This window comes from Delftia sp. PX-1, assembly GCF_055797465.1.
Window position 1 is genome coordinate 2,370,236 of sequence record NZ_CP184763.1, and the last position, 24,403, is coordinate 2,394,638.

The 24,403-nt window shown below is 67.6% G+C and carries 18 protein-coding genes and 1 CRISPR repeat array; of the genes, 11 read left to right on the plus strand and 7 right to left on the minus strand.

From position 1 onward, the window contains the following. Positions 1–58: 58 nt before the first annotated feature. The 7 genes from ACN20X_RS10935 (at position 59) to ACN20X_RS10965 (ending at position 6,468) form a co-directional block, all read left to right on the plus strand. Positions 59–808 carry an SDR family oxidoreductase gene (locus ACN20X_RS10935; RefSeq protein ID WP_473210592.1) on the plus strand — a complete coding sequence of 250 codons (750 nt, stop codon included), beginning with the start codon at positions 59–61 and terminating at the stop codon, positions 806–808. An 18-nt stretch (positions 809–826) separates the two neighbouring features. Beyond that, complete coding sequence (locus ACN20X_RS10940; RefSeq protein ID WP_473210593.1) at positions 827–1,717, plus strand: fumarylacetoacetate hydrolase family protein; 891 nt, start codon at positions 827–829, stop codon at positions 1,715–1,717. A 7-nt stretch (positions 1,718–1,724) separates the two neighbouring features. Next, the gene (locus ACN20X_RS10945) at positions 1,725–3,002 is read left to right on the plus strand and encodes an L-fuconate dehydratase (RefSeq protein ID WP_473210594.1); all 1,278 of its coding nucleotides are present in this window, start codon (positions 1,725–1,727) and stop codon (positions 3,000–3,002) included. 3 nt (positions 3,003–3,005) lie between these two features. Beyond that, a complete protein-coding gene (locus tag ACN20X_RS10950) occupies positions 3,006–3,917 on the plus strand; it encodes an L-fucono-1,5-lactonase (protein WP_046986692.1) in 912 nt (303 codons plus the stop codon). 16 nt (positions 3,918–3,933) lie between these two features. Next, positions 3,934–4,710 carry an SDR family oxidoreductase gene (locus ACN20X_RS10955; protein ID WP_473210595.1) on the plus strand — a complete coding sequence of 259 codons (777 nt, stop codon included), beginning with the start codon at positions 3,934–3,936 and terminating at the stop codon, positions 4,708–4,710. A gap of 16 nt (positions 4,711–4,726) precedes the next feature. Then, entirely contained in the window at positions 4,727–5,074 is a 348-nt protein-coding gene (locus ACN20X_RS10960) for an L-rhamnose mutarotase (RefSeq protein WP_279492982.1), read from the plus strand. Positions 5,075–5,412: 338 nt separating this feature from the next. Continuing rightward, on the plus strand, positions 5,413–6,468 hold the full coding sequence (locus ACN20X_RS10965; protein ID WP_392443612.1) for a porin: 1,056 nt from the start codon (positions 5,413–5,415) through the stop codon (positions 6,466–6,468). Between the two features lie 39 nt (positions 6,469–6,507). On the opposite strand, the gene ACN20X_RS10970 is transcribed toward ACN20X_RS10965, so the two are convergent. From ACN20X_RS10970 to ACN20X_RS10985, 4 genes are all read right to left on the minus strand, one after another. After that, complete coding sequence (locus ACN20X_RS10970; RefSeq protein WP_203399781.1) at positions 6,508–7,881, minus strand: efflux transporter outer membrane subunit; 1,374 nt, start codon at positions 7,879–7,881, stop codon at positions 6,508–6,510. Between the two features lies 1 nt (position 7,882). Beyond that, complete coding sequence (locus tag ACN20X_RS10975; RefSeq protein ID WP_473210596.1) at positions 7,883–9,829, minus strand: MacB family efflux pump subunit; 1,947 nt, start codon at positions 9,827–9,829, stop codon at positions 7,883–7,885. A 2-nt stretch (positions 9,830–9,831) separates the two neighbouring features. Then, on the minus strand, positions 9,832–11,016 hold the full coding sequence (locus tag ACN20X_RS10980; protein WP_017405711.1) for an efflux RND transporter periplasmic adaptor subunit: 1,185 nt from the start codon (positions 11,014–11,016) through the stop codon (positions 9,832–9,834). 290 nt (positions 11,017–11,306) lie between these two features. Beyond that, positions 11,307–12,518 (minus strand): ABC transporter substrate-binding protein, encoded by a 1,212-nt coding sequence (locus ACN20X_RS10985; RefSeq protein ID WP_016449656.1) that lies wholly within the window; start codon positions 12,516–12,518, stop codon positions 11,307–11,309. Between the two features lie 322 nt (positions 12,519–12,840). On the opposite strand from ACN20X_RS10985, the gene ACN20X_RS10990 reads away from it, so the two are divergent. Together ACN20X_RS10990 and ACN20X_RS10995 are read left to right on the plus strand one after the other, a co-directional pair. Beyond that, positions 12,841–13,527 carry a helix-turn-helix transcriptional regulator gene (locus ACN20X_RS10990; protein WP_016453832.1) on the plus strand — a complete coding sequence of 229 codons (687 nt, stop codon included), beginning with the start codon at positions 12,841–12,843 and terminating at the stop codon, positions 13,525–13,527. Next, complete coding sequence (locus ACN20X_RS10995) at positions 13,508–13,801, plus strand: hypothetical protein (RefSeq protein WP_082001488.1); 294 nt, start codon at positions 13,508–13,510, stop codon at positions 13,799–13,801. Before ACN20X_RS10990 ends, ACN20X_RS10995 begins: the two co-directional genes overlap by 20 nt. A gap of 104 nt (positions 13,802–13,905) precedes the next feature. Here ACN20X_RS10995 and mog read toward each other — a convergent pair whose 3' ends face one another. Together mog and yjgA are read right to left on the minus strand one after the other, a co-directional pair. Next, a complete protein-coding gene (gene mog / locus ACN20X_RS11000; protein ID WP_016449653.1) occupies positions 13,906–14,511 on the minus strand; it encodes a molybdopterin adenylyltransferase in 606 nt (201 codons plus the stop codon). Continuing rightward, complete coding sequence (yjgA, locus tag ACN20X_RS11005; protein ID WP_016449652.1) at positions 14,504–15,181, minus strand: ribosome biogenesis factor YjgA; 678 nt, start codon at positions 15,179–15,181, stop codon at positions 14,504–14,506. Before yjgA ends, mog begins: the two co-directional genes overlap by 8 nt. Positions 15,182–15,247: 66 nt before the next feature. Between yjgA and pmbA the strand changes: the two genes are divergently transcribed. Together pmbA and ACN20X_RS11015 are read left to right on the plus strand one after the other, a co-directional pair. Continuing rightward, positions 15,248–16,657 (plus strand): metalloprotease PmbA, encoded by a 1,410-nt coding sequence (pmbA, locus tag ACN20X_RS11010; RefSeq protein ID WP_016453829.1) that lies wholly within the window; start codon positions 15,248–15,250, stop codon positions 16,655–16,657. Positions 16,658–16,941: 284 nt separating this feature from the next. Further along, positions 16,942–18,690: a CRISPR direct-repeat array (repeat unit 32 nt; unit sequence GTCGCGCCCCGTGCGGGCGCGTGGATTGAAAC). A gap of 219 nt (positions 18,691–18,909) precedes the next feature. Then, positions 18,910–20,637, plus strand: a complete 1,728-nt coding sequence (locus ACN20X_RS11015; protein ID WP_074923157.1) for a methyl-accepting chemotaxis protein — start codon at positions 18,910–18,912, stop codon at positions 20,635–20,637. A gap of 55 nt (positions 20,638–20,692) precedes the next feature. On the opposite strand, the gene ACN20X_RS11020 is transcribed toward ACN20X_RS11015, so the two are convergent. Then, positions 20,693–24,094, minus strand: a complete 3,402-nt coding sequence (locus tag ACN20X_RS11020; RefSeq protein ID WP_133073266.1) for a mechanosensitive ion channel domain-containing protein — start codon at positions 24,092–24,094, stop codon at positions 20,693–20,695. Between the last annotated feature and the right edge of the window lie 309 nt (positions 24,095–24,403).

Sequence of the window (24,403 nt, forward strand, 5' to 3'; positions counted from 1 at the left end):
GCGCGGTCCGCGAATCGCCCGTGCAGAACCCTTTTCAAGCAAGGGAAGGAATGGCTCCATGAGACTCGCCGGAAAACACATTCTCGTCACCGCAGCCGGGCAGGGCATAGGGCGAGCCTGCGCGCTGATGTTTGCCCGCGAGGGGGCCAGCGTGCTGGCCACCGACATCGACATGCAGGCGCTGGCAGAACTGGAGGGACGGGACGGCCTGCGTACGCGGCGGCTGGATGTGACCGATGCGCAAGACATCCTGGCACTGGCCGGGCAGGAGAGGGCCTTTGACGCACTGCTCAACTGCGCGGGCTTCGTGCACCACGGCAGCATCCTGGACTGCAGTGACGAGGACTGGGCCTTTGCGTGGCAGCTCAACGTCACCTCCATGCACCGCATCATCCGCGCCCTGCTGCCTGCCATGCTGGCCCAGGGCGGCGGGTCGATCATCAACATGTCGTCCGCGGCCTCCAGCGTGAAGGGCGTGCCCCTTCGCCATGCCTATGGCGCCACCAAGGCTGCCGTGGTCGGGCTGACCAAGGCCGTGGCGGCCGATTTCGTCACGCAGGGCATACGCTGCAACGCCATCTGCCCTGGCACGGTGGAGTCTCCGTCGCTGCAGGCGCGCATCGTCAGCCAGGCCCGGCAGCAGGGCGTGCCGCTGCAGCAGGTGCGCGCCGCCTTCGTGGCGCGCCAGCCCATGGGCCGGGTGGGTCGGCCCGAGGAGATCGCCGCGCTGGCCACCTATCTCGCCAGCGATGAATCCCGCTTCGTCACCGGCACGCTGAGCGTGATCGACGGCGGCTGGTCCAACTGAACTGCACAGGAGCGCACCATGAAATTGCTGCGATACGGCCCCAGGGGCCATGAAAGACCGGGCCTGCTCGATGCGCAAGGGCGTGTGCGCGACCTCTCGGGCGTGGTGGACGACATTGCCGGCCCTGTGCTGCTGCCGTACAGCCTGGCGCAACTGGGCGCCCTGGACCCCTTGCAGCTGCCCCTGGTGGAAGGCGTGCCGCAGCACACGCTGCGTCTGGGCCCCTGCGTGGGGCGGGTGGGCAAGTTCGTGTGCATAGGCCTCAACTACTCGGACCATGCGGCCGAGGCCGGCATGCAGGTGCCGCCCGAGCCCGTGGTGTTTGGCAAGTGGACCAGTGCCATCTGCGGCCCGGACGACGCCATCGAGATTCCGCCCGGCTCCGTGAAGACGGATTGGGAGGTGGAGCTTGGCGTGGTCATAGGCCAGGGCGGGCGCCATATCGACGAGGCCCGGGCCATGCAGCACGTGGCGGGCTATTGCGTGGTCAACGACATCTCCGAGCGCGAGTACCAGCTCGAGCGCGGTGGCACCTGGGACAAGGGCAAGGGCTGCGACGGCTTCGGCCCGCTGGGGCCCTGGCTGGTCACGGCCGACGAGGTGCCCGATCCGCAGGCGCTGCGCATGTGGCTGGATGTGGACGGCCGGCGCATGCAGGACGGCAGCACGGCCACCATGGTGTTCGGCGTGGCCTTTCTCGTCAGCTATCTGAGCCGCTTCATGAGCCTGCAACCGGGCGATGTGATCTCCACCGGCACGCCGCCGGGCGTGGGCATGGGCCAGAAGCCGCCCATGTACTTGCGTGCCGGGCAGGCCATGCGGCTGGGCATCGCCGGCCTGGGCGAGCAGCGCCAGACCATGGTGGCGGCTCGCGTGCAACCGAATCCCTCGACAACCGGCAAGGCCTGAGAAGACCATGACGCGAATCCTGTCCCTGCGCGTGCTCGATGTGCGCTTTCCGACCTCCAGTCACCTGGATGGGTCTGACGCCATGAACCCGGACCCGGACTACTCCGCCGCCTATGTGATCCTGGAGACGGATACGCCCGGCCTTGAGGGGCACGGGCTGACCTTCACCATCGGTCGCGGCAACGAGGTCTGCTGCGCCGCCATCGCGGCCATGCGCCATCTGGTGGAGGGCATGGAGCTTGACTGGGTCCGCCAGGACATGGGGCGCTTTTGGCGCCACATCACCTCCGACAGCCAGTTGCGCTGGATCGGCCCGGACAAGGGGGCGATGCACCTGGCCACCGGCGCCGTGGTCAATGCCGTGTGGGACCTGTGGGCCAAGGCCGAGGGCAAGCCGCTGTGGCGTCTTGTGGCCGATTTCACGCCCGAGGAGTTCGTCCGCGCGCTGGACTTCCGCTACATGACGGATGCCCTGACCGAAGCCCAGGCGCTAGAGCTGCTGCATCGCCAGTCGCCGCGCAAGGCCGAGTGCATCGGCGTGCTGGAGTGCGAGGGCTATCCCTGCTACACGACCTCGGCCGGCTGGCTGGGCTATGACGACGACAAGCTGCGCCGCCTGTGCCGCGAGGCGGTGGCCGGCGGCTTCAACCACGTCAAGCTCAAGGTGGGGCGCAGCCTGCAGGACGACATCCGGCGCGTGTCCATTGCGCGCGAGGTGCTGGGGCCGGATCGCCAGCTGATGATCGACGCCAACCAGGCCTGGGAGGTGGGGCAGGCCATCGGCTGGGTGCGGGAGTTGGCCTTTGCCAGGCCCTGGTTCATCGAGGAGCCGACCAGCCCTGACGATGTGGAGGGCCACCGCGCGGTGCGCGAAGCCGTTGCCCCGGTCCAGGTCGCCTCTGGAGAGATGTGCCAGAACCGCATTCTCTTCAAGCAGTTCATCCTGCGTGGCGCCATCGACGTGGTGCAGATCGACGCCTGCCGGCTGGGAGGGGTCAACGAGGTGCTGCTGGTACTCCTGCTGGCCGCAAAGTACGGTCTGCCCGTGTGTCCGCATGCCGGGGGCGTGGGCCTTTGCGAGTATGTGCAGCATCTGTCCATGATCGATTTCGTCTGCGTGTCCGGCACGCGTGAGGGGCGCGTGATCGAGTACGTAGACCATCTGCACGAGCACTTCGTGGATCCCTGCGTGGTACGCAATGCGGCCTATATGCCTCCCGGTGCGCCCGGCTTTTCCATCACGATGAAGCCGGAAACTCTGGCCAGGTATCGCTTCCAGGCCTGAGCCATGGCCCTGTCCCATTCCCATTCACTTTTGCATCCGCGCATCGATGCACACCTGCATTTCTGGCGCTACAGCGCCGGGGACTATCCATGGATAGGCGCGGACATGCGGGCCCTGGCGGTGGACCGCACGCCCGGCCATCTCCTGCCCCAGCTGTCTGCCTGCGGCTTCACGGGCGCCATCGCCGTGCAGGCGCGCGCCACGGTCGATGAGACGCGGTTCCTGCTGGAGCTGGCGCGGCGCAATGACTGGATACGCGGCGTGGTGGGGTGGGAAGACCTGACCTGCGAGGGCCTGGGCGAGCGCCTGCAGGACTGGCGTGCCGAGCCGAGGCTGTGCGGCTGGCGCCATCAGGTGCAGGACGAGCCCGATGCCGCAGCCTTTCTGGGCTGCGCCGCATTCGGGCGCGGCATGGCCTTGTTGCAGCGCCAGGGCTGGGCGTATGACCTGCTCGTCTTCCATCACCAGATGGAGGCGGCTGCCGCCTTCTGCGCACGGCACGACGCGCACTGGCTGGTGCTGGACCATCTGGGCAAGCCCCCGCTGGCCGTGCTGGCCCGGGAACAGGCCGCATTCGGCCACTGGCAGGCGCGGCTGGGGCGTTTTGCCGCGCTGCCGCATGTGGCCTGCAAGCTCTCGGGCCTAGTGACCGAGGCCGACTGGCGCGCCGGGCTGGACGGGGCAGGCAGGGCTTGCCTGCTGCGCTGTCTAGATATGGCGCTGCAGGTGTTCGGTCCGCAGCGGCTGATGTTTGGCTCCGACTGGCCGGTCTGCCTGCTGGCCGCGCCATACGCCACGGTCTTTGAGCTGGTGGATGGCTGGGCGTCGTCGCGGCTGTCGGCCTCCGAGCGCGAGGCGCTGTGGGGCGGCACCGCCGCGCGCTGCTATGGCCTGCAGCCGCAAGGCATGACCTGACCACATGGGAGGCAGCATGGACCTGAACCTGAAAGACAAGACCTTCATCGTCACGGGCGGTGCCAGCGGCATCGGGGCGGCCATCTCGCTGCGGCTGGCCGGTGAAGGTGCGATTCCGCTGATCTGCGGCAAGGACACCATGTCCGCGCGGTTCGAGGCGCAGCTCATGGAGCTGCAGCCCCGGGCCCGCCACTTCCGCTTCGACCTGGTCGATGAACAGGCATGCGGTGAGATGGTGGCCCGCGCTGCGGCGGACTGCGGCCACATCGACGGCCTGGTGAACAACGCGGGCATCAATGACGGCGTGGGCCTGGAGGCAGGGCGCGACGCCTTCGTGAGCTCGCTGCAGGCCAACCTGGTGCACTACTACGTCATGGCCCACCATTGCCTGCCGCACCTCAAGGTCAGCCGTGGCGCCATCGTCAACATCTCGTCCAAGACCGCGCTGACCGGGCAGGGCCAGGCCAGCGGCTACTGCGCGGCCAAGGGGGCCCAGCTCTCGCTGACGCGCGAATGGGCTGCCGCGCTGGCAGCCGATGGCGTGCGCGTCAATGCCGTGGTGCCCGCGGAGGTGGTGACGCCGATGTACCTGCACTGGCTGGGCCGCTTCGACGACCCCGGGCGCCAGCTGGAACAGATCAGCGCCCAGATTCCGCTGGGCCGGCGCATGACGGCGGCCGAGGAGATTGCGGACACGGTCGTCTTTCTTCTGTCCGAGCGGGCATCGCACACCACGGGGCAATGGCTGTTCGTCGATGGCGGCTACACCCACCTGGACCGCGCGCTGACCTGACCACCATGGAGACACCATGCGCCAATGCCTTGCACTCGACCTCAGGGATGACCCGGCGCTGATCGCCCGGTACGAAGCCCTGCATCACCGGATCTGGCCGGAGGTGGCGGCGCATCTGCGTAGCCATGGCGTCACCGGCATGGAAATCCACCGCCTTGGCACGCGCATGGTGATGGTCATGGACACCGATGACGCGGTGCATGACGCCCGAGCCATGGCCCTTGCCTCCGCCACCGATCCGAAGTTGTGCGAATGGGAAGACCTGATGTGGGCCTTTCAGGCCCCCACGCCGTGGACACCACCTGGAGACAAGTGGACGCCCATGGCCTGCATTTTTCGGCTGGAGGATTCTGCGCAGGAGTGAGCGACTGAGCATCCGTCGGCCATGCCCCATCCCCGAACGTCGCTCAACCCCCTTCCAGGGGAAAACACCGGGGCGCCCGCGCCGCAAATGCATAGGTCTGCGCATGAATCGCTCAGGCCTGGCGCCATCCCTGCGGAGAATTCATGAAAGCAGCCTGCAGGGCATCGCAACCACGGGGCTGCATGCACCCGCAATAACAAGAAGCACAAGAACAAGAAGCACAAGAACAAGAAGCACAAGAAAAGGGGCTGGCGACCGGTTTCAAGCTGCTCCCCATGGCAGCCGTGCTGCGGCCATGGGGATTTTCGCCAATCGGCAATGTCAAGGAGGAGAGGGAGATGAATAAACGCATGATCCGCAGCGCTGGCCTGGCCGCGCTTGCATTGGGCACGGCCCTGGCGGCCCAGGCCCAGAGTTCGGTCACGCTCTATGGGCGTGTGGTCGCGGGGGTGGACTACCAGAACAATGTGTACGACCCGGCCACGGGGGGCTCCGGCAGCCTGTGGCGGGCCGTGGGCAACCAGTGGGGCACGAGCATGCTGGGTTTCAAGGGGGAGGAGGACCTGGGCGGCGGGCTGCATGTGCTGTTCACGCTGGAGTCGGGCTTCAGCATCGACGATGCCAGGTTCAACGGCGCAGGTTTCTTCAACCGCCGCACCTTCGTGGGCCTGCGCAGCGGCTGGGGCACGCTGAAGCTGGGCAAGGACCTGTCGATCTCGGATGCGCACTGGGCGCTGGACCCCACGGGCCAGCAGTTCATCGGCTCGGCCACGCTGGTGCGGGGGCGCAACTGGGGCGGGCATGACAACATGGTCTCGTACGAAACGCCCAGCTGGGGCGGCCTGCGCGTGCTGGCGCTGACCGGCCTGGGCGAGCAGCCGCAGGGCGCATCGCGGCTGCGCAAGGATGCGCTGTCGGTGTCCTATACCGCGCCCACGTTCGAGTTGCGCGCCATCTACGATGTGGCCCGCGATGCCAATGGCCGTTTCAGCGATCTCTACACCACCTCCCGCAACCTGACGCTGGGCGGCACGGTGACGCTGTCCGCGCTCAAGCTGTTCGCGGGCTATGAGCAGCTGTCCGCGCCCGACAGCGCGGCCGGCGTGCCCAACAAGGCGCGGCAGTACTGGATGGGCGCGCGCTACAAGGTGTCAGGCCCGCTGACGCTGATCGGGGCGGGCTACCGCACCACGGTCAACAACGGCGGCGGCAGCGCCAACCTGTTCATGGCGGGCGCCGACTACGCGCTGTCCAGGCGCACGCTGCTGTACGCCAGCGTGGGCAATGTGCGCAATGGCGGCAATGCGAACTTCTCGGTGGAGACCACCAACAACAACCCGGCGCCGGGCGGCAGCCAGACCGGCCTGTACCTGGGCATGGCGCATTCGTTCTGACAGGGGCGGGGCACTTTGGCGGAGGTTGCCGGCCCTTGCTCAAGGGGCTTGCCATCCGCCGCCCAGCACCTTGTTGATCGTCACCTGGTTTTGCAGTTGCGCCAGGTGCAGGGCCGACAGGGCCAGCTGTGCGTTGCGGCTGCGCTCCTGCGCATCCAGCCAGGTGCGCAGGGGTACCTGGCCTGCGCGGTAGCGTGCCTCGTACAGGCGGGTGATTTCTGCCGATTCCTGCATGACGCGCTGCTGTGCCTGCTCCTGGCTGGCCAGCTCGGTGCGGGCGGACAGGGCTTTTTCCGTTTCCGCCAGCGCGGCGTACAGCGACTTGCGGAAGTTGACCACGGCCTCTTCATGCTGGTTGCGCGCAATGGCGGTGTTCAGCCGCATCTCGCCCACGTTCAGAAAGGGCAGGGTCATGCTGGCGCCCAGGGCCGCCACGGGGTTGGCCAGCAGGTCGAGCAGCGAGTTGCTGGAGCCCCCCAGGCTGCCGGTCAGCGACAGCGTGGGGTAGTAGCGCGCGGTGGCCGCATCGCTGCTGGCCAGGGAGGCGCGCAGCCGCAGTTCGGCGGCGCGCAGGTCGGGGCGGCGGCCCAGCAGTTCGGCGGGCAGTCCTGCGGCAATGGCAGGCAGCGCGCCCGTGGGCAGGGCCTGCGGCTCGCCACCGGGTGCCTCGGCGCCCAGGAGCAGCTCGTTGAGCGCCTGCCGCAGTTCGGCGCGGGACTGCGTGTACTGGCTGAGCAGCGCCTGCTGCTCGGCCAGCGCCTGCCGGGCCTCGCGCCGTTCCAGGCTGGATACGGCGCCGCTGCGGTACTGCGCCTCCACCAGCTCGCCGGTGCGGCGTGTGTACTCCAGGCTTTGCCGCGCAAATTCCAGGCGCTCGTTGGCCAGGGCCAGTTGCCAGTACAGGCTGGCGGTGGTGGCCGCCAGGGACAGAGCCACGGCCTGCCTGTCCTGCTCGCTGGCCTGGGCCTCGAAGACGGCCGCATCGCGCTGGGCACCCAGGCGGTCGAACAGGTCCAGCTCCCAGCCCACGCTCAGCGTGGCGCTGGACGTCTCCAGCGTGCTGCGCGGGCTGCCGGACAGCGGCCGGCTGGCCCCGGTGCTGAGTGTGCCGCCGGGTTGCGGCAGCAGGGCGCGGCCCGCCAGCTGCGCCTGCAGCGCGGCGCGGCGCACACGGATGCCTGCCGTTGCCAGGTCGGGGTTGCGCGCAAGGGCCATGTCGATCCATGCATCCAGGCGCGGATCGCCGAAGGCGCGCCACCATGCCTCGGGCGCAGGCGCGGCCGCCGAGGGCTGCGCATGCTCGAACTGTGCGGGCAGCGCCACCTGCGGCGCCTCGTAGGTTGTGCGCGTGATGGCGCCGCAGCCCGCCAGGGCCACTGCGCATGCCAGCACGCCGGTCTTCAGCATATGCATGTCAATCTCTCGATAGAGCCTGTACGGGGTCGAGGCGCGCAGCACTGCGCGCCGGCAGGAAGCCGAAACCGATCCCGATGAGGGAGGAGCAGGCCACGGCCAGCACGATGGAGGCGGCCGAGAACGACAGCTGGAAGCTGCTACCGGACAGGCTGACGGCCAGCCCCAGGCCCAGCGCCAGCGACACGCCCAGGATGCCGCCGACGATGCAGACCAGCACGGCCTCGATCAGGAACTGCTGAAGGATGTCCGACTGGCGCGCGCCGATGGCCATGCGCACGCCGATCTCGCGCGTGCGCTCGGTCACCGACACCAGCATGATGTTCATCACGCCGATGCCGCCCACCAGCAGCGCAATCATGGCGATGGCCGAGACCAGCAGCGTCAGCGTGGTGCTGGTGCGCGTGATGGCCTGGCGGATCTGGTCGGAGTTCCAGATGAAGAAGTCCTTGGTGCCATGGCGCTCGGTCAGCAGGCTGGTGGCGGCCTTTTGCGCGATCTCGGCCGGCACCGCGTCCTTGATGCGCAGCGTGATGCTGTCCAGGTGGTACTTGCCGACCAGGCGCGTGGCGGCTGCGGTGTAGGGCACGAAGAAGGTGGGCGTGGAGCCGCCGAAGCTGTTTTGCGCAGGCCGGAGCACGCCGACGATTTCCACGGGCATCTGGCCCAGCAGCACGACCTCGCCCAGCGGGTTGGGGTTGGTGGGGAACAGGGCGGTGGCGGTCTTCTGGTCGATCACCGCCACCTGGGCGTGCAGGTCCACGTCGCGCTGGTCGAAGAAGCGGCCCGATGCCAGGCGCAGGCCGCGCACGCGAAAGTGCTCGAAGCCAACGCCCGTCACCTGGGCCGTGGCCGCGTTCTCGCGGTACAGCGCCGTGACGCCGACCGACACATTGGGCGTGGCGCTGTCCACGTAGGGCTGCTCGGCCAGGGCCTGGGCGTCGGCGGCGACCAGGGTCTCGATGGCGGCGGCGCGCGTGTCGCCGAAGTCCTTGCCGGGGAAGATGTCCAGCGTGTTCGTGCCCAGCTCGCTGATCTGGTTCATCACCTGCTGCTGCGCACCGCGCCCCAGCGCCACCACCGAGACCACGGCCGAGATGCCGATGATGATGCCCAGCATGGTCAGGAAGGTGCGCAGGCGGTGGGCGTTCATGGCGCGCAGGGCCATGCGCAGGGCCTCGCCAAAGCGGTCCGACAGTCCGCGCCAGGAGGCCCGGCGCGCGCCGGATGCCGGCTCCACGGGCGGCCTGGCTTCGTGCGGGGTGCTGCGCCGGTCGGCAATGATGGCGCCGTCGCTGATCTCGATCACGCGCGTGGCGTGGGCCGCCACGGCCATGTCGTGCGTGACCAGGATGATGGTGTGGCCGTCGGCATGCAGCTCCTGCAGGATGCGCATGACCTGCTCGCCGCTGGCCTTGTCCAGCGCGCCCGTGGGCTCGTCGGCCAGGATGACGGCGCCGCCGTTCATCAGCGCACGCGCAATGGACACGCGCTGCTGCTGCCCGCCCGACAGCTGGCCCGGCCGGTGCTGCATGCGGTCGGCCAGGCCCAGGCGTTCGAGCAGGGCGGCCGAGCGCGCATGCCGCTCGCCGGCCGGTGTGGCCGCGTAGACGGCGGGCAGCTCCACATTGCCCTGGGCCGTGAGGTCGGGCAGCAGGTGGTAGCGCTGGAAGATGAAGCCGAAGTGCTCGCGCCGCAGCGCGGCCAGCGCGTCGGGCCCCAGCTCGCTGGTCTCGCGGCCCGCGATGCGGTAGCTGCCCGAGGTCGGATGGTCCAGGCAGCCGAGGATGTTCATCAGCGTGGACTTGCCCGAGCCCGAGGCGCCGACGATGGCCACCATCTCGCCGGCCTCGATGGTCAGGTCTATGTCCTTGAGTACCGCCACCGTGGTGTCGCCCGCAGGAAACTCCCGGCGCAGGCCCTGCATCTGCAGCAATGCATGGTCCATGCTTACATTCCCATCGGGTCGCTGCCGGCCGGCTTGCCGCCGGGGCTGGCCTCGCCGATCACCACCTGCTCGCCGGGCTCCAGCCCCGACAGCACCTGGGCCTGGGCGTTGGTGCGCAGGCCCACGCGCACCTTGCGCTCGGTGACCTGGCCCTGGGCATCGCGCACGCGCACGCTGTAGTTGTCGTCGGCATCGCGGCTGCCCAGCGCGGCGGCCGGCATGAGCACGGCCTTGTCGGCCTGGGCCACGCGCACGGTGACCTGGGCGGTCATGGAGGGGCGCAGCTTGCCTTCCGGGTTGGGCACGTCGAACTGGGCGTTGTAGTAGATGGCCTTGGCGGCCTGGGCGCCGGTGGCGGTCGCTGCGCCAGCGGTGGCGTCCGTGGCGATGGAGGCGGGCGCAGGCTCTATGCGCTCTATCGTGGCGGTGTGGCGCTGGCGGCCGCTGCCCAGCGTGGTGAACCAGACCGTCTGGCCCAGCTGGATCTTGTCCACGTCGGCCTCGGCAATCTCGGCGCGCACGGTCATCACGTCGAGCTTGGCCAGCATGACGATGGTGGGCGTGGTCTGGAAGGAGTTCAGGGTCTGGCCCTGCTTGGTGACCACGGCCACGATCACGCCGTCCATGGGCGCGACGATGCGGGTGTAGCCCAGGTTGATGCGCTCGGTCTCCACCTGGGTGCGTGCCTGCTCGATCTGTGCCTGAAGGGCGCCGACATCGGCCAGCGCGGTGTCGAGCGCAGCCTTGGCGGCTTCATGGTCGGCTCGCGAGGTGGCGTCGGCCTGCAGCAGCTCCTGCTGGCGCTGGAAGGTCAGCCGGGCCTGCACCAGCGCCGCGCGCCGCGCGGCCAGCTGGGCCTGCAAGGCGGTGACGGATGCCTCGGCATTGCGCAGCTTGATGCGCTGCGGCTGGGCATCGACTTCGGCGATCAGGTCGCCGGCCTTGACCTTCTGGCCCAGCTCCACGTGCAGGCGCCGGACCTGGCCCGAGACCTGGGCGCCCACGGCCACCAGTTCCTTGGGGTGCAGCCGGCCCACGGCGAGCACGGTCTGCTCCAGGTCGCCGACGGTGACGGGTGCGGTTGCGAATTGGGTGGAGGGCTTGGCACTGGCCTTCCACCACACCAGGCCTGCGACCATGCATGCGCCTGCGACGGCGACCATGGCCCATTTGCGATTGAACTTCATTCTTCCCCTGCCGCGCGGTCGGCCGCAGGGGAGACAGTCCCTGCCCGGCGCCGCGCCAGATGCTCGAACTTACCAGTCTGGCGCGGTTCGATGTCCCGGCATTGACCAAGGCATGGAGATTCAGTGGAGAGCAGGCCTGGGATACGCCTGAAACCTCGCAACTCTGTCTTATGGCGGGGACATGTTGACCCCCCAGCCGCAAATCAGGGACACCGAGGAAGGGCCGCCCCGCCCCGAGGGTGTCGTCCCCCTCTGGGGGAAGCGGCGAAGCCGCTCAGGGGGAGCGATGTTTACCGCCAATATTGGCACTTGCTCTCGGCCTTGGTGGTCCAGACCTGCTCGGCCGGCAGCTTCTTGACCAGCTTGTAGTAGTCCCAGGTGCCCTTGGATTCGGCCGGGGATTTCACTTCCATCAGGTACATGTCGTGCACGTAGCGGCCGTCCTCGCGCAGGTAGCCGCTGCCGAAGAAGTCATCCATCTTCATGCCGCGCCAGGTGGCCATGACCTTGTCGGCATCCAGCGTGCCGGCCTTTTCCACGGCCTTGAGCCAGTTCATGGTGGCCGAGTAGTCGGCCGCATGGATTTCGCTGGGGCGGCGCTGGGTCTTGGCCATGAAGGCGTCGGCGAACTTGCGCGAGGCATCGTTCATGTCCCAGTACCAGCTGGTGGTGAACTGCATGCCCTGCGTGTTCTTCAGGCCCAGGCTGTGCACGTCGGTGAAGAACACCAGCAGGCCGGCCAGCTTCATGTCCTTGGTCACGCCGAACTCGCGCGCGGCCTTGATGGAGTTGATGGTGTCGCCACCCGCGTTGGCCAGGCCCAGGATCTGGGCCTTGGAGTTCTGCGCCTGCAGCATGAAGCTGGAGAAATCGCTGGCGTTCAGCGGCGTCTTGACCGAGCCCAGCACCTTGCCGCCACGCGCCTCGATGATCTTGGTGGTATCGGCCTCCAGCGCATGGCCGAAGGCATAGTCGGCGGTCACGAAGTACCAGCTCTTGCCTCCGGCCTCCACCACGGCCGCGCCCGTACCCTTGGCCAGGGCCACGGTGTCGAAGGCGTAGTGCACGGTGTAGGGGCTGCACTGCTCGTTGGTCAGCGCCGAGCTGCCCGCGCCGTTGTCGATGAAGACCCGCTTTTTCTCCTGCGCCACCTTGGCCATGGACAGGGCCGTGGCCGAGTTGGTGCCGCCAAACACCAGGCTGATGCCCTGCGTGTCAATCCACTCGCGCGCCTTGCTGGCGGCAATGTCGGCCTTGTTCTGGTGGTCGGCCGTCAGCAGCTCGATGGGCTTGCCCAGCAGCTTGCCGCCGTAGTCGTCGATGGCCATCTGTATCGCCACGGCGCCGTTCTTGCCCTCGACATCGGCATAGAGACTGGACATGTCGGTGATGAAGCCGATCCGAACCTTGTCCTGCTGCGCCAGGGCCGGCGTTGCCAGTGCGGCGGCGCACAGTGCCAGGGCCAGCGGTGTCATCAGCGATGTCTTGGGGCGTTGCTGCATGAAGTCTCCTTGCTTTGGATGGAAAAAGCCCGCTGCTGTTGCGCAGGGGCCGGGGTGATTCCATGCTGGCAGGGACAGGGGCCTGCCGCATTGGGGCAAGCACGGGCTTGGTGGCCCCGGTGCGACAGTACAGCCGCTCATCCTTGCAACGTGGCCGGCCCGTTGATTGATCGCCGTGCGCTGCGCATCCCGGCCGTGGCTTGTGCGCGCGTCAGGACCTGCTGTTCCGTTCCGTGACTTGGAGATGCGAAAGCACTGGTCTTGAATTAATTTGTCTAGAAAAACAATCAAAAATTCAGGTTTTGCTTAGAATAATGGACAAATGAAAACGCCAGAAAAGTCCACCCTTCTTCAGCGCCAACTGCTTTTGCAGTTCGGTGACCGGCTCAAGCGCCTGCGCAAGGAGCAGGGGCTGGGCACGGTCGAGATGGCCTCGCGCGTAGGCATATCCCGCAGCACGCTCGCTGCAGTCGAGTCCGGCGATCCCGGGCCATCCATGGGCACGTACCTGCGGGTCATGTCGGAACTGGGCATAGGGGGAGAATTGGCATTGCTGGCGGGCGACGCCCTGCAGCCCGCGCCCGCAGGAACTGCCGCAGCCCGTTCGCGCCATGCCAGGCCCGTCGTACAGGTTCTGGTGCGTGCGCAGGATGCGCGCCATGAAGTGCAGGATCTGCAAAGCCTCGCATTGCATGAAGAAGCCGTGCGCCTTGTGCGATCTGACCCGGCATTGCTGCAGCAGGCACAGGACACGTTGGAGAGGTGGTTGAGCCAGGGGGATTCGCATTCCGCCAGCCTGTGGAGGCAGTGGCAGGATGTCTTACAAAATGGCCGCTGGCGCAGCATCCTGGCCCGCACGCGAAGGGCCCAGGAACTGCGCCAGGCCTCGCCCCTGACATCGGTGCTGCCCGAACAGGTGCGCCAGCAGATACTGGCGCAGGTGGGGGATCTCAAGCGGGGCGTTGCATTGGGAGATACAGGGCGGGCCTATGAACCGAGAGGATCTTGAGCACATCATTCGTGCGAGCGGGGATGTGACGAATGAGTATGAATTCGTCATCGTGGGAAGCCAGGCAATCCTGGGCTCCATCCCGTATCCCGAGCCGGTTTTCAAGATGTCCGCAGAGGCGGACATCTATCCGCTCAACGCTCCGGATCTGGCGGACCGGATCGACGGATCCATTGGCGAAGGCTCTCGCTTCCACGAGTATGGCACTGATGGAGCATGGCCATGTACAGGTCGATGCGGCACTGAAACTGGCAAGCGGCATGCCGTTGGGTGATGACGGCAAACGGCAATTGCGGGCCCGGATTCAGCGCTGGTTCAAGGGGCTGAAAAAATAAAAAACAGCCCGCAGGCTGCTTGTCGATTGCCGTGTCCGCGCGATCAGGCCGCAGGTCGGGCGGTGCGCACTGCGCTCTTGGGGCGGAAAGCCTTGCAGACGCTGTCGTCCGTTTCCAGATAGGGCCCGCCGATCAGGTCCACGCAATAGGGCACGGCCGCAAAGATGCCGTTGACCTTTTGCGTGCCATCGGGGTTCTTCAGACCTTCCAGGGTTTCGGCAATGGCCTTGGGCTGGCCCGGCAGGTTGATGATCAGGCTCTTGCCACGGATCACCGCCACCTGGCGCGACAGGATCGCCGTGGGCACAAAGGCCAGGCTGATCTGGCGCATCTGCTCGCCAAAGCCCGGCATTTCCTTGTCGGCCACGGCCAGGGTGGCTTCGGGCGTGACATCGCGCGGGGCGGGGCCGGTGCCGCCCGTGGTCAGCACCAGGCAGCAGCCTGCATCGACCAGCTCGATCAGCGTGGCGCTGATACCTGCCTGCTCGTCGGGGATCAGGCGCGGCTCGAACGTGATGGGGTTCCTGAGCGCGCGGGTGAGCCAGTCCTGCAGGGCCGGCAGGCCCTTGTCCTCATAGACGCCGCTGCTGGCACGGTCGCTGATCGAGACGATGCCGATGCGCACGGCGTCATGGACGGGCTCACTCATCGTCAGCTTCCTCGCCAGCGCCGTCACCGTCCTCGGCTGTCTCGCGGCCCGTGCCGCCCAACTGCTGGCGCACCAGCTGGAACAGATCGCGGTAGGCGCGGCCCTTGCGCTGGGCCAGGCCGGTGGATTCCTGCACATTGGCCTCATGGGCGCCCGGCATGTCCTTGCGGGCCTGGCGGATCAGGGCGCGCAGCTGCTGGGTGTCGGTGTCGGGGAAATGGTCCAGCCAGATGGACAGGGCCGATTCCTCGGCAATCAGGCGGTCGCGCCATTGCTCGGCGGCGTGCAGGGCCATCTTCTCGGCGGCCGAGCCGTTGTGCTGCTCGTCCAGTGCCGCGCGCACGGCGGCGATCTCGGTCTCGTCCAGCTTGCGCATGAGCTTGCCGACGTACTGCATCTGGCGGCGCTTGCCTTCGAAATTGGTGATGCGCTTGGCCTCGGCCAGGGCATCGGCCAGTTGGTCGGGCAATTGCAGGCGCTTGAACAGGTCGGAGCGCAGCGTCAGCAAATCCTTGCCGAGGTCCTGCAAGGCGTCGGACTCGCGCTTGAGATCCGTCTTGCTGGAGTCGGGGGTGCCTTTGAGTTCGGCCTTGAGCTGCAGGTCGAGTTCGCTGCCTTCGGCAACGAAGTGACCTTTGACGTAGTAGCCTTTTTTGGGTTTGCGTGACATGGGGTAGGGGACAAATACAGTGGCGGCGCGGAGGGCGCTGCAGTGGCGGCTATCATAGCCGCCGCTATGAAAAAACCCCGTCCCCGCGCGGCAAGCACCGCCAAACCGCAGGCTGATTCCGGCTTCAGCTACAGCCAACCGTTTTTTGAAGACCTGGTGGACCGTGCCCTGGTCCATGCCAAGAAGCTCGGCGCCACCGACGCCGGAGCCGAGGCTTCCGAGGGCTGCGGCCTGAGCGTGAGTGTGCGCAAGGGGGCGCTGGAGACCGTGGAGCGCAACCGCGACAAGTCGCTGGGCGTGACCGTCTACCTGGGCAACCGCCGTGGCAACGCCAGCACCTCCGACTTCTCGGATGCCGCCATCCAGCAGACCGTGCAGGCCGCCTACGACATCGCGCGCTTCACCGCCGAGGACCCCATGGCCGGCCTGCCCGATGCGGCCGACATCGCCCCGCCCGGCACCCACCGCGACCTGCAACTGTTCCACCCCTGGGAGCTGACCAGCGAGGCTGCGGCGCAGCTGGCGCTGCAGTGCGAAGAAGCTGCCCTGGGCACGCACAAGCGCATCACCAACAGCGAAGGCGCTGGCGTCTCGGCCCAGCAAAGCCATTTCTTCAGCGCCCATACCAATGGTTTCCGTGGCGGCTACGCCAGCTCGCGCCACAGCCTGTCGGTGGCGCCCATCGCATCGCTGCCCGGCCGCAATGGCGAGATGCAGCGCGATGCCTGGTACAGCTCCATGCGCAACGCGGCCGACCTGGCCTCGCCCGAAGCCGTGGGCCGCTACGCCGCCCAGCGCGCCCTGAGCCGCCTGGGCAGCCGCAAGATCCCGACCACCGAGTGCCCGGTGCTGTTCGAGTCCACGCTGGCCGCCGGCCTGCTGGGCAGCTTCGTGCAGGCCGTCAGCGGCGGCGCGCTGTACCGCCGCAGCACCTTCCTGCTCGACTCGCTGGGCAAGCCCGTCTTCCCCAAGCACATCGACATCACGGAAGATCCCTTCATCCTCGGCGGCAAGGGCAGCTCGCCCTTCGACGAGGAAGGCGTGCGCGTGCAGGCCCGCAAGGTGGTGGATGCCGGCCGCGTCGAGGGCTACTTCCTGTCCAGCTACTCGGCACGCAAGCTGGGCATGAAGACCACCGGCAATGCCGGCGGATCGCACAACCTGGTCATGACCTCGCGCCGCACCAAGGCCGGCGACGACCTGCCCGCCATGCTCAAGAAGCTGGGCACTGGCCTGTTCGTGATCGAACTCATGGGCCAGGGCGTGAACTACGTGACCGGCGACTACTCGCGCGGCGTCAGCGGCTTCTGGGTGGAAAACGGCGAAATCGCCTTCCCCGTGCATGAGATCACCATCGCCGGCAACCTCAAGGACATGCTCAAGGGCATCGAGGCCGTGGGCGCGGATGCCTACAACTACGGCGCCAAGACCGTGGGCTCTATCCTGATCAACCGCATGAAGGTGGCTGGTAGCTGATTGGCTTGCGGCTGCGCATGCTGAGGAAAAGCGGCCTGAAAGGCCGCTTTTTTGTGGGCACCCAGTCACCGCGTGCCCCGGACGCAGTTGGCCGCACCAGCTCGCGTCCCGCGAACCCCAAGTGACCTTTGTCCTCCCCTGAGGTTCGCATTTCTGCAAGCCGTTGTTTTTGTTGAGGCATCACTGCGTCTGTCGTGGTCCTTGCCGTTTTTCCGTGACAGAGCGCGCAGGTTCGCGATGGTGAAGCTTTTTTTGCAGTGGTACGGCTGGGTTATAAGCATGCCGTCGCGCCCCGTGCGGGCGCGTGGATTGAAACAGTCGGGAAATGATGCGCAAGGGGTGACACGGCCGTCGCGCCCCGTGCGGGCGCGTGGATTGAAACTGCGCGGCGTCGGCATCCCCACTTGCATCGGCAGTCGCGCCCCGTGCGGGCGCGTGGATTGAAACAGGTTATCGGACATCGTCTTGGCAGCGGAGGCAGTCGCGCCCCGTGCGGGCGCGTGGATTGAAACTCCAGCGCCCCAGCCGCCTCCACGCTGGTGTACGTCGCGCCCCGTGCGGGCGCGTGGATTGAAACCTCGTGGAAAAGGACACCTGCCTGACCCTGTTGCTGTCGCGCCCCGTGCGGGCGCGTGGATTGAAACCAGGCGCTGATCGACGAAGGCATCCCAGAGGACTGTCGCGCCCCGTGCGGGCGCGTGGATTGAAACGGCGATCTGCAGCGCGGCGATCACTACGTGCTCCGGGTCGCGCCCCGTGCGGGCGCGTGGATTGAAACATCTCGTCATGCAGTTTGGACACCTTGCCGTCCAGTCGCGCCCCGTGCGGGCGCGTGGATTGAAACATGAGCAGGGCCGTCAGCATGATGCCCGCGGCAATGGTCGCGCCCCGTGCGGGCGCGTGGATTGAAACATTTCCGCAGGGCGGCACTAACCCCTCAAGCCCTGTCGCGCCCCGTGCGGGCGCGTGGATTGAAACAACTACTGGCGCACCGCTTCGACCGAGCTTGTCGTCGCGCCCCGTGCGGGCGCGTGGATTGAAACGGCACGACCGTGACCGTGTAGCCCGCTTGCCTGAGTCGCGCCCCGTGCGGGCGCGTGGATTGAAACGCGGTCATCGGCACCACGTATGGCGTCGGCGACAAGTCGCGCCCCGTGCGGGCGCGTGGATTGAAACCGACCCGCGCGAGCTGCTGGCCAAGGGCCTGCCGTCGCGCCCCGTGCGGGCGCGTGGATTGAAACGTCAAGAAAGAGATTGGTGTCGCGCTCACAGGCGTCGCGCCCCGTGCGGGCGCGTGGATTGAAACGCCCTTGCTGGGGTCGACGCCGTCATACCAGGTGGGTCGCGCCCCGTGCGGGCGCGTGGATTGAAACATCGTCGCTGCTCCTCGCGTTGCTTGTCCCTGCTGTCGCGCCCCGTGCGGGCGCGTGGATTGAAACCCGACAGGCCAGCAATGCCCACCGAGGCCCTGGCGTCGCGCCCCGTGCGGGCGCGTGGATTGAAACGGCGTCTCGCTGAGCATCCGGCTGACCGATACCGTCGCGCCCCGTGCGGGCGCGTGGATTGAAACCAGCCATCCCACTCCAGTGTCTTCGCGGCAATCTGGTCGCGCCCCGTGCGGGCGCGTGGATTGAAACCTCACTGCACTCACCGAATGTGGGAGGGCGCCATGTCGCGCCCCGTGCGGGAGCGTGGATTGAAACATCTGGACGCGCGCAATGATCATCGACTACCTCAGTCGCGCCCCGTGCGGGCGCGTGGATTGAAACGCCGCATCCGATGAGCAGGGTCGAGACCTCATCAGGTCGCGCCCCGTGCGGGCGCGTGGATTGAAACAAACAGGCGCATCTGCTGCAGGTACGGACCAAGGTCGCGCCCCGTGCGGGCGCGTGGATTGAAACACATCGCTTAACGCCTCATCCATAGCGCAGCCTGCGTCGCGCCCCGTGCGGGCGCGTGGATTGAAACCTGGGCCAGATGATCGAAGTCCTGGAGGGCGAAGTCGCGCCCCGTGCTGGCGCGTGGATTGAAGCATGGCCATCAAGCGCGAAATGACGGGTTTTGGCAATGGCTGGCAGCCCGATGCCTGCATGCCGGCAAGGCGCTGTCCTACTGGATGTGCAGGGTTTGGGAAGGCGGTGCGAGTGATTCAAATTGTCAAATTTGTTCCTAGATGTGTTTCTTCCGTGCCAGCAGTCTGGCCGGTTTGCGTAGGTGGTTCGAGGGAGAGCGACGTGGGTTTTCTGAGGCGTATGAAGTTGGGAACCATGCTGGGCATGGGTTTCCTTGCGGTGATCGTGGTCTGCGTGTGCGTGGCCGGCTTCGGCTGGATGAAGCTGCACGATCAGGGGGAGCAGTTGCGTGTTTTGGCCGAGGACCGCATGGGCAATCTGGCCCGGCTGCAATCGCTCAAGGACAACGCCAATGTGTCGGCGCGGGTGGTGCGCAATCTGGCGCTGATCACCGATCCGGCTCAGATGGCCGAGGAGAGCCGCCGGCTGGATGAGGTGGTTGCCAGGAACGGCCTGGTCATGAAGGAGTTGGACCAGCGCCTGCAGACCGAGCAGGCGCGCCGGCTCTTTGCCGACATACGGCAGGCGCGCCAGCCTTTCGTGGAGACCATGCGCCAGGCCGGTGACCTGGGCCTGGCCAACCAAGGCGATGCGGCCAGGGACCTGATCATGGGACGCCTGCGCGCCTTGCAGACGACCTATTTCGATGCGGTCGAGGCGCTGGTCTCCTACCAGAAGTCCCAGACACAGGCCACGGTGGACGGCTCCCTGCGCAGCGTGGCCGAAGACGGCGTGGCCATGCTGGTGCTGACGCTGCTGGCCGCCGCGCTGGGCTCTCTGGTGGCCTGGATGATCACCAGGACGGTCAAGCAGCAGCTGGGCGGAGAGCCCTCCTATGCCGCCGGGGTGGCGCGCCAGATCGCGCAGGGCGATTTGTCCGTGCGGGTGCAACTGGCGCCCGGAGACACCTCCAGCCTGCTGCACGCCATGGAGGACATGCGGGCCGGTCTGGCGCGCGTGGTCGCCGATGTGCGGCAAAGCAGCGAATCCATCGCGACCGGCGCCAGCCAGATCGCATCGGGCAATGCCGACCTGAGCCAGCGCACGGAGGAGCAGGCCAGCAATCTGGAGCAGACCGCCGCCTCCATGGAGGAGATGAACGCCACCGTCAAGCTCAATGCCGATACGGTGCGTACCGCCACCCAGCTGGCCGCATCGTCGAGCCAGGCCGCCACCGGCGGCGGCAAGATCGTGGACCGCGTTGTGGCCACCATGGAGCAGATCACCGCGAGTTCCCGGAAGATCGAGGACATCATCGGCGTGATCGACTCCATTGCCTTCCAGACCAACATCCTGGCGCTCAATGCCGCCGTGGAGGCAGCACGGGCGGGCGAGCAGGGGCGAGGCTTTGCCGTGGTGGCTTCCGAAGTGCGCAGTCTGGCCCAACGCAGCGCGGGGGCAGCCAAGGAGATCAAGGCCCTGATAGGTGAGAGCGTGTCCAAGGTGGACGAGGGCTCGGGCCTGGTGAGCGAGACGGGCTCCGCGATGAAGGACATCGTCCAGCAGGCGCAACGCGTTGCCGACCTGATCGGCGAAATAGGCGCGGCCACGGCCGAGCAGGCCGATGGTGTGGCGCAGGTGGGCGACGCCGTCGTACAGCTGGACCAGGTCACGCAGCAGAATGCGGCCCTGGTCGAGGAATCGGCGGCGGCTGCCGCAAGCTTGAACGCGCAGGCTGCCAAGCTGGTCGATCTGGTCAGTCTGTTCAAGCTGGACGGGGTGTCCTCGTCCGTGTCCCTGCCCGCGTCCTCACCGGCCCAGGCGCCAGCGCCAGCCGCCTCAGGCAGCAAGGGCGGCCAGCGGACGAAGGCGTCCCCAGCGGCACCCAGGGTTGCTGCAGCGCCTGCCAAGGTCACCCCGCTGCGCAATGCGGGCGAGCGTGTGGACGAGAACTGGGAAGTGTTCTGACCGCGAGCGCGGCAATGCCGCGCTTTGCGCATAGAACCGGGGGGGCTTGTCGGCCTCATGCCGTCGGATGGGGTGGGGTCTGCCCAGATGCCTGCCCAGGCGCCTGCCCCGGTGCATGGGCCGGTGCATGGGCCGGTGCATGGGCCGGTGCATGGGCCGGCATGTTACGCACATGCAGGTCCAGCTGCGGGAAGGCCACGGCAATGCCAGCGTCCTTGAGCCGGTCGTTGACGCGGCGGTTGAGGTCGTGGCGCACGGGCAGGCGGTCTTCGACCTTGCCCACGTAGGCGCGCAGCTCGAAGCGCTGGCCGTTGCCTTCCAGCGCCATGAACCAGCAGTTGGGCTCGGGCTCGCGCAGCACCTGGGGGTGCTCCCTGGCAATGTCCAGCAGCATGTCGCGCACCTGCTCGGGGTCGTTGCCGTGGGCCACGGGCACGTCGATCACCAGGCGGGTCACGTCGTCGCTCAAGGTCCAGTTCGTCACCTGGCCCGTGATGAAGGTCTTGTTGGGGATGACGATTTCCTTGTTGTCGAAGTCCAGCACCGTGGTGGCCCGCGTGCGGATGCGCGTGACGGTGCCGGTGAGGGTGTCGATGGTGATGACATCGCCCACGCGGAAGGGCCGCTCCACCAGCAGTATCAGGCCCGAGACGAAGTTGGCGAAGATCTCCTGCAGGCCGAAGCCCAGGCCCACGGTGAGCGCCGCCACCATCCACTGCAGCTGGCCCCAGCGCAGGCCCAGCAGCGTGAAGGCGCTGACCGTGCCCGCGATGGTGATGGCGTAGCGCGCCAGCGTGGCCAGGGTGTAGCGCGCGGAGCTGCTGATGCGGTTGGAGGCCGACAGCGTCACTTCCAGCAGGCCGGGCAGGTTGCGTGCAAAGCTGAAGGTGAGCAGCAGGATCATCACGCCCAGCAGCGCATCCATCAGGCTCACGGGGGCGGCATGCGCGATGCCGTCGGCGCCGGTGTTGGTGGTGTACCAGAGCACCACGCCTTCGGAGCGCAGCAGCGCAGGCAGCACGGGCAGCCAGGCGTAGACCAGGGTCAGCACGACCAGCACCTGCTGCAGCAGGCCCAGCAGCCGGTGCGCCTGGGCGCCCACGGTGACCAGGGCCATCTGGGTGGCTTCGTCGGTGGGGGCCTTGCCGGTGTCCACTCCCGAGCCGCTCTGGGCCAGCCTGGCGGCTTCGCGCAGCCGGTTCAGCGCCAGGCGCCGCTCGCCCAGCAGCAGCCAGCGCCGCAGCAGGTTGACCACGACCTCGACCGCGCCCAGGAACACGAAGCTGGCCATCAGGGCCTGGATGACTTCGGTGGCCGTGTAGACATAGCCGAGCACGATGCCCACGGCCAGCGCGCTGAGCATGAGCATCAGCACCACGCTGACGATCTGGCCCCAGTGGATGCCGGGCCGCTTTTGCTGCATGACACGGCGAAAGTACAGCCAGGCCATCCAGGCCAGCCCCAGCGACAGCATGAGGATGGAGATGCGCCCCCAGGTGCTGATGGCGTGGTTGTCATGGCTGTAGAAGGCCAGGCCGCCCAGCAGTTCGGCAGGCACGATCAGCCAGGCGGCGCGGCGCACCATCTGGCGCAGCATCTGCACGCGAGCAGCCGGCCAGCCGAAGTGGGCCAGTGCCAGCCCGCCCGGGCAGAACAGGGCGTTGAGCAAGGTGGCCACGAAGATGAAATCGCTGAGCTGGACCAGGGTGGCGCCCAGCGGCTCCAGCGCCGTGCCCACGGTTTCCGGGCCTTGCAGCAGGCTGCCCAGCGCCGCGGCCGCAAAGCTCCAGGGCAAGGTGTAGAGCAGGCTCCAGCCCAGCGCCAGCAGGCTCAGCCCGAAGTGGTCGCGCATGAAGTCGCCCACGCGCACGGCGATGGACTGCAGCTGGCGCAGCGCGTAGCGGCGCAGGCCCAGCAGCAGGGCCACGATCAGGCCGACGGCGCCAAAGGCCCAGGGATCGTTCCAGATGCTGGCGGCCAGCGCCCGCGCGGTTTTCCAGGGCGAGCTGCTGCCTTCGATGTCCTGCTCCAGCGCCTGCCACTCGCTGAGCCAGGTACGGTCCATGGGGCGGTGGCTGGGGAACCACAGCAGCTCCTTGTCCAGCACCTGGCGCAACTCATTGCCGCTGCGCAGGGCCGCGCGCAGCGCGTCGTCGGTCTGCTCCAGCACGGCGATGCGGCGCAGCAACACCGGTTGCAGCTGATCGGTGAGCGCCACCTGCCGGGCCAGCAAAGCGGTCTGCTGGGCCGATACCGTGGCGTTGGCGGCCGGCTCCGGTGCCGCCACGCCGCCTGCATCCGCAGCGTCGGCCGGGGCCTGCGCCGCCGTGTCCGCGCCGGGGTTCTGGCGCCATTTGCTGGAGTTGAACAGTGTCAGGCGCAGCTCGGCCAGCTGGCGCTGCACGGCCCGGTGCCTGGCCTGCAGGGTGCTGCCGGAGGACAGCTCCACGCGCTGCTGCCACAGCCACTGGCCCACGGCCGCGCTGCCACCGCCCAGCCGCAGGCGTGCCTGGGTGTCGCGCAGCGTGGCGCTCAACTGGTCACGCACATATTCGTCATTGGCCAGGGTCTTGCGCTCCTGCGCCAGTTCATTGGAGTTCTTGAGGATCTGCGCGGCCAGCGCAGCATTGCGCTGGGCCAGGTCGCGTATGGCGGGATCGGCGGCGGAAGCGTGCTGGGCGGCCAGCTCCATCTCCTGCACCTGCTGCTCCAGTTGCTGGCGGCTGCGCTCGGCAATGCGCTGGGTCAGCCAGGCGGCGCGCGGCATACGCTCCAGCAGCTCGCGGCGCTGGGCCTGCAGCTGGGCGGCCAGCAGGCGCTGGCGGGCTTCGATGGTGGACTGCTCTTCCTGGCGCAGCGCCAGCTCCAGCAGGGCGCGGCGGTGCTCGGCGCTGCGGCGCGCCTGGCGGGCCTGGGTGAGATCGGGGGCCTCGCCGGGCTCGGCCGTCACGGGCTCGGCGTTTTCCTGGGCGCGCTGCTGCAGGATGGACAGATCGATGCGCCCCGGGCCGGGCTGCGAGACCAGGTTGGCCTGGTCGGCCGCGGATTTCTCGATGCCGGCCTTGAGGGCGGCAATGGCATCGCGCTCATCGGCCAGCAGGCGTTCCAGCACTTCCTGGCTGGCGTTGGCGGGAACGCGTTCCTTCCAGCGATCGAACAGGCTGCCCAGCTGCTCGTCGCTCAGCGGCGCGGGCAGGGGCGGCACGGGCGTGCGTGCCCTGGCGCGCATGCGGTCCAGTTCCTGGGCCAGCGCATCGGCTTCCTTTGTGGCCGAGGCTGCGGCATCGAGCTGGGTCTGAATGGCGTTGCTTCGTTCCTTGTCGGACGCGGAGCCACCGCCCAGGGTGCCCTGCAAGGCACCCAAAGGGCCTGCTGCCGGTGCGGCCTTGGCCAGGCCCGGTGCCAGCAGGGCGAGCAGCAGGCCGAGCACCAGGCACATGGCCCACAGCAGGTGCATCGGCGTGACGGCAGCCAGTTTGCGCGATGGGCGACCGGCGGCAAGTAGGGGGTTGTCGGCAGGAGACATCGGTTCTGAATTCGGGCCTGTGCCGCTGTGTGAGTGCGGACTATCATTTGTCAAAAGTGGGAGCGTGAGGCGCTGTATTCACGGGCCTTGCTGCAGGCCCGGCTGGCTCAAGCCCCTGTCCCGGCGCCGCAAAAAGCGGGGTAGTCCAGGAACCTGACATTGTGACCTCGCGCGCAATGCAGACATGTGGGACGTATGAGCTATTCAAAGCGGATGCAAGGTGCTACAACAGTTCCACAC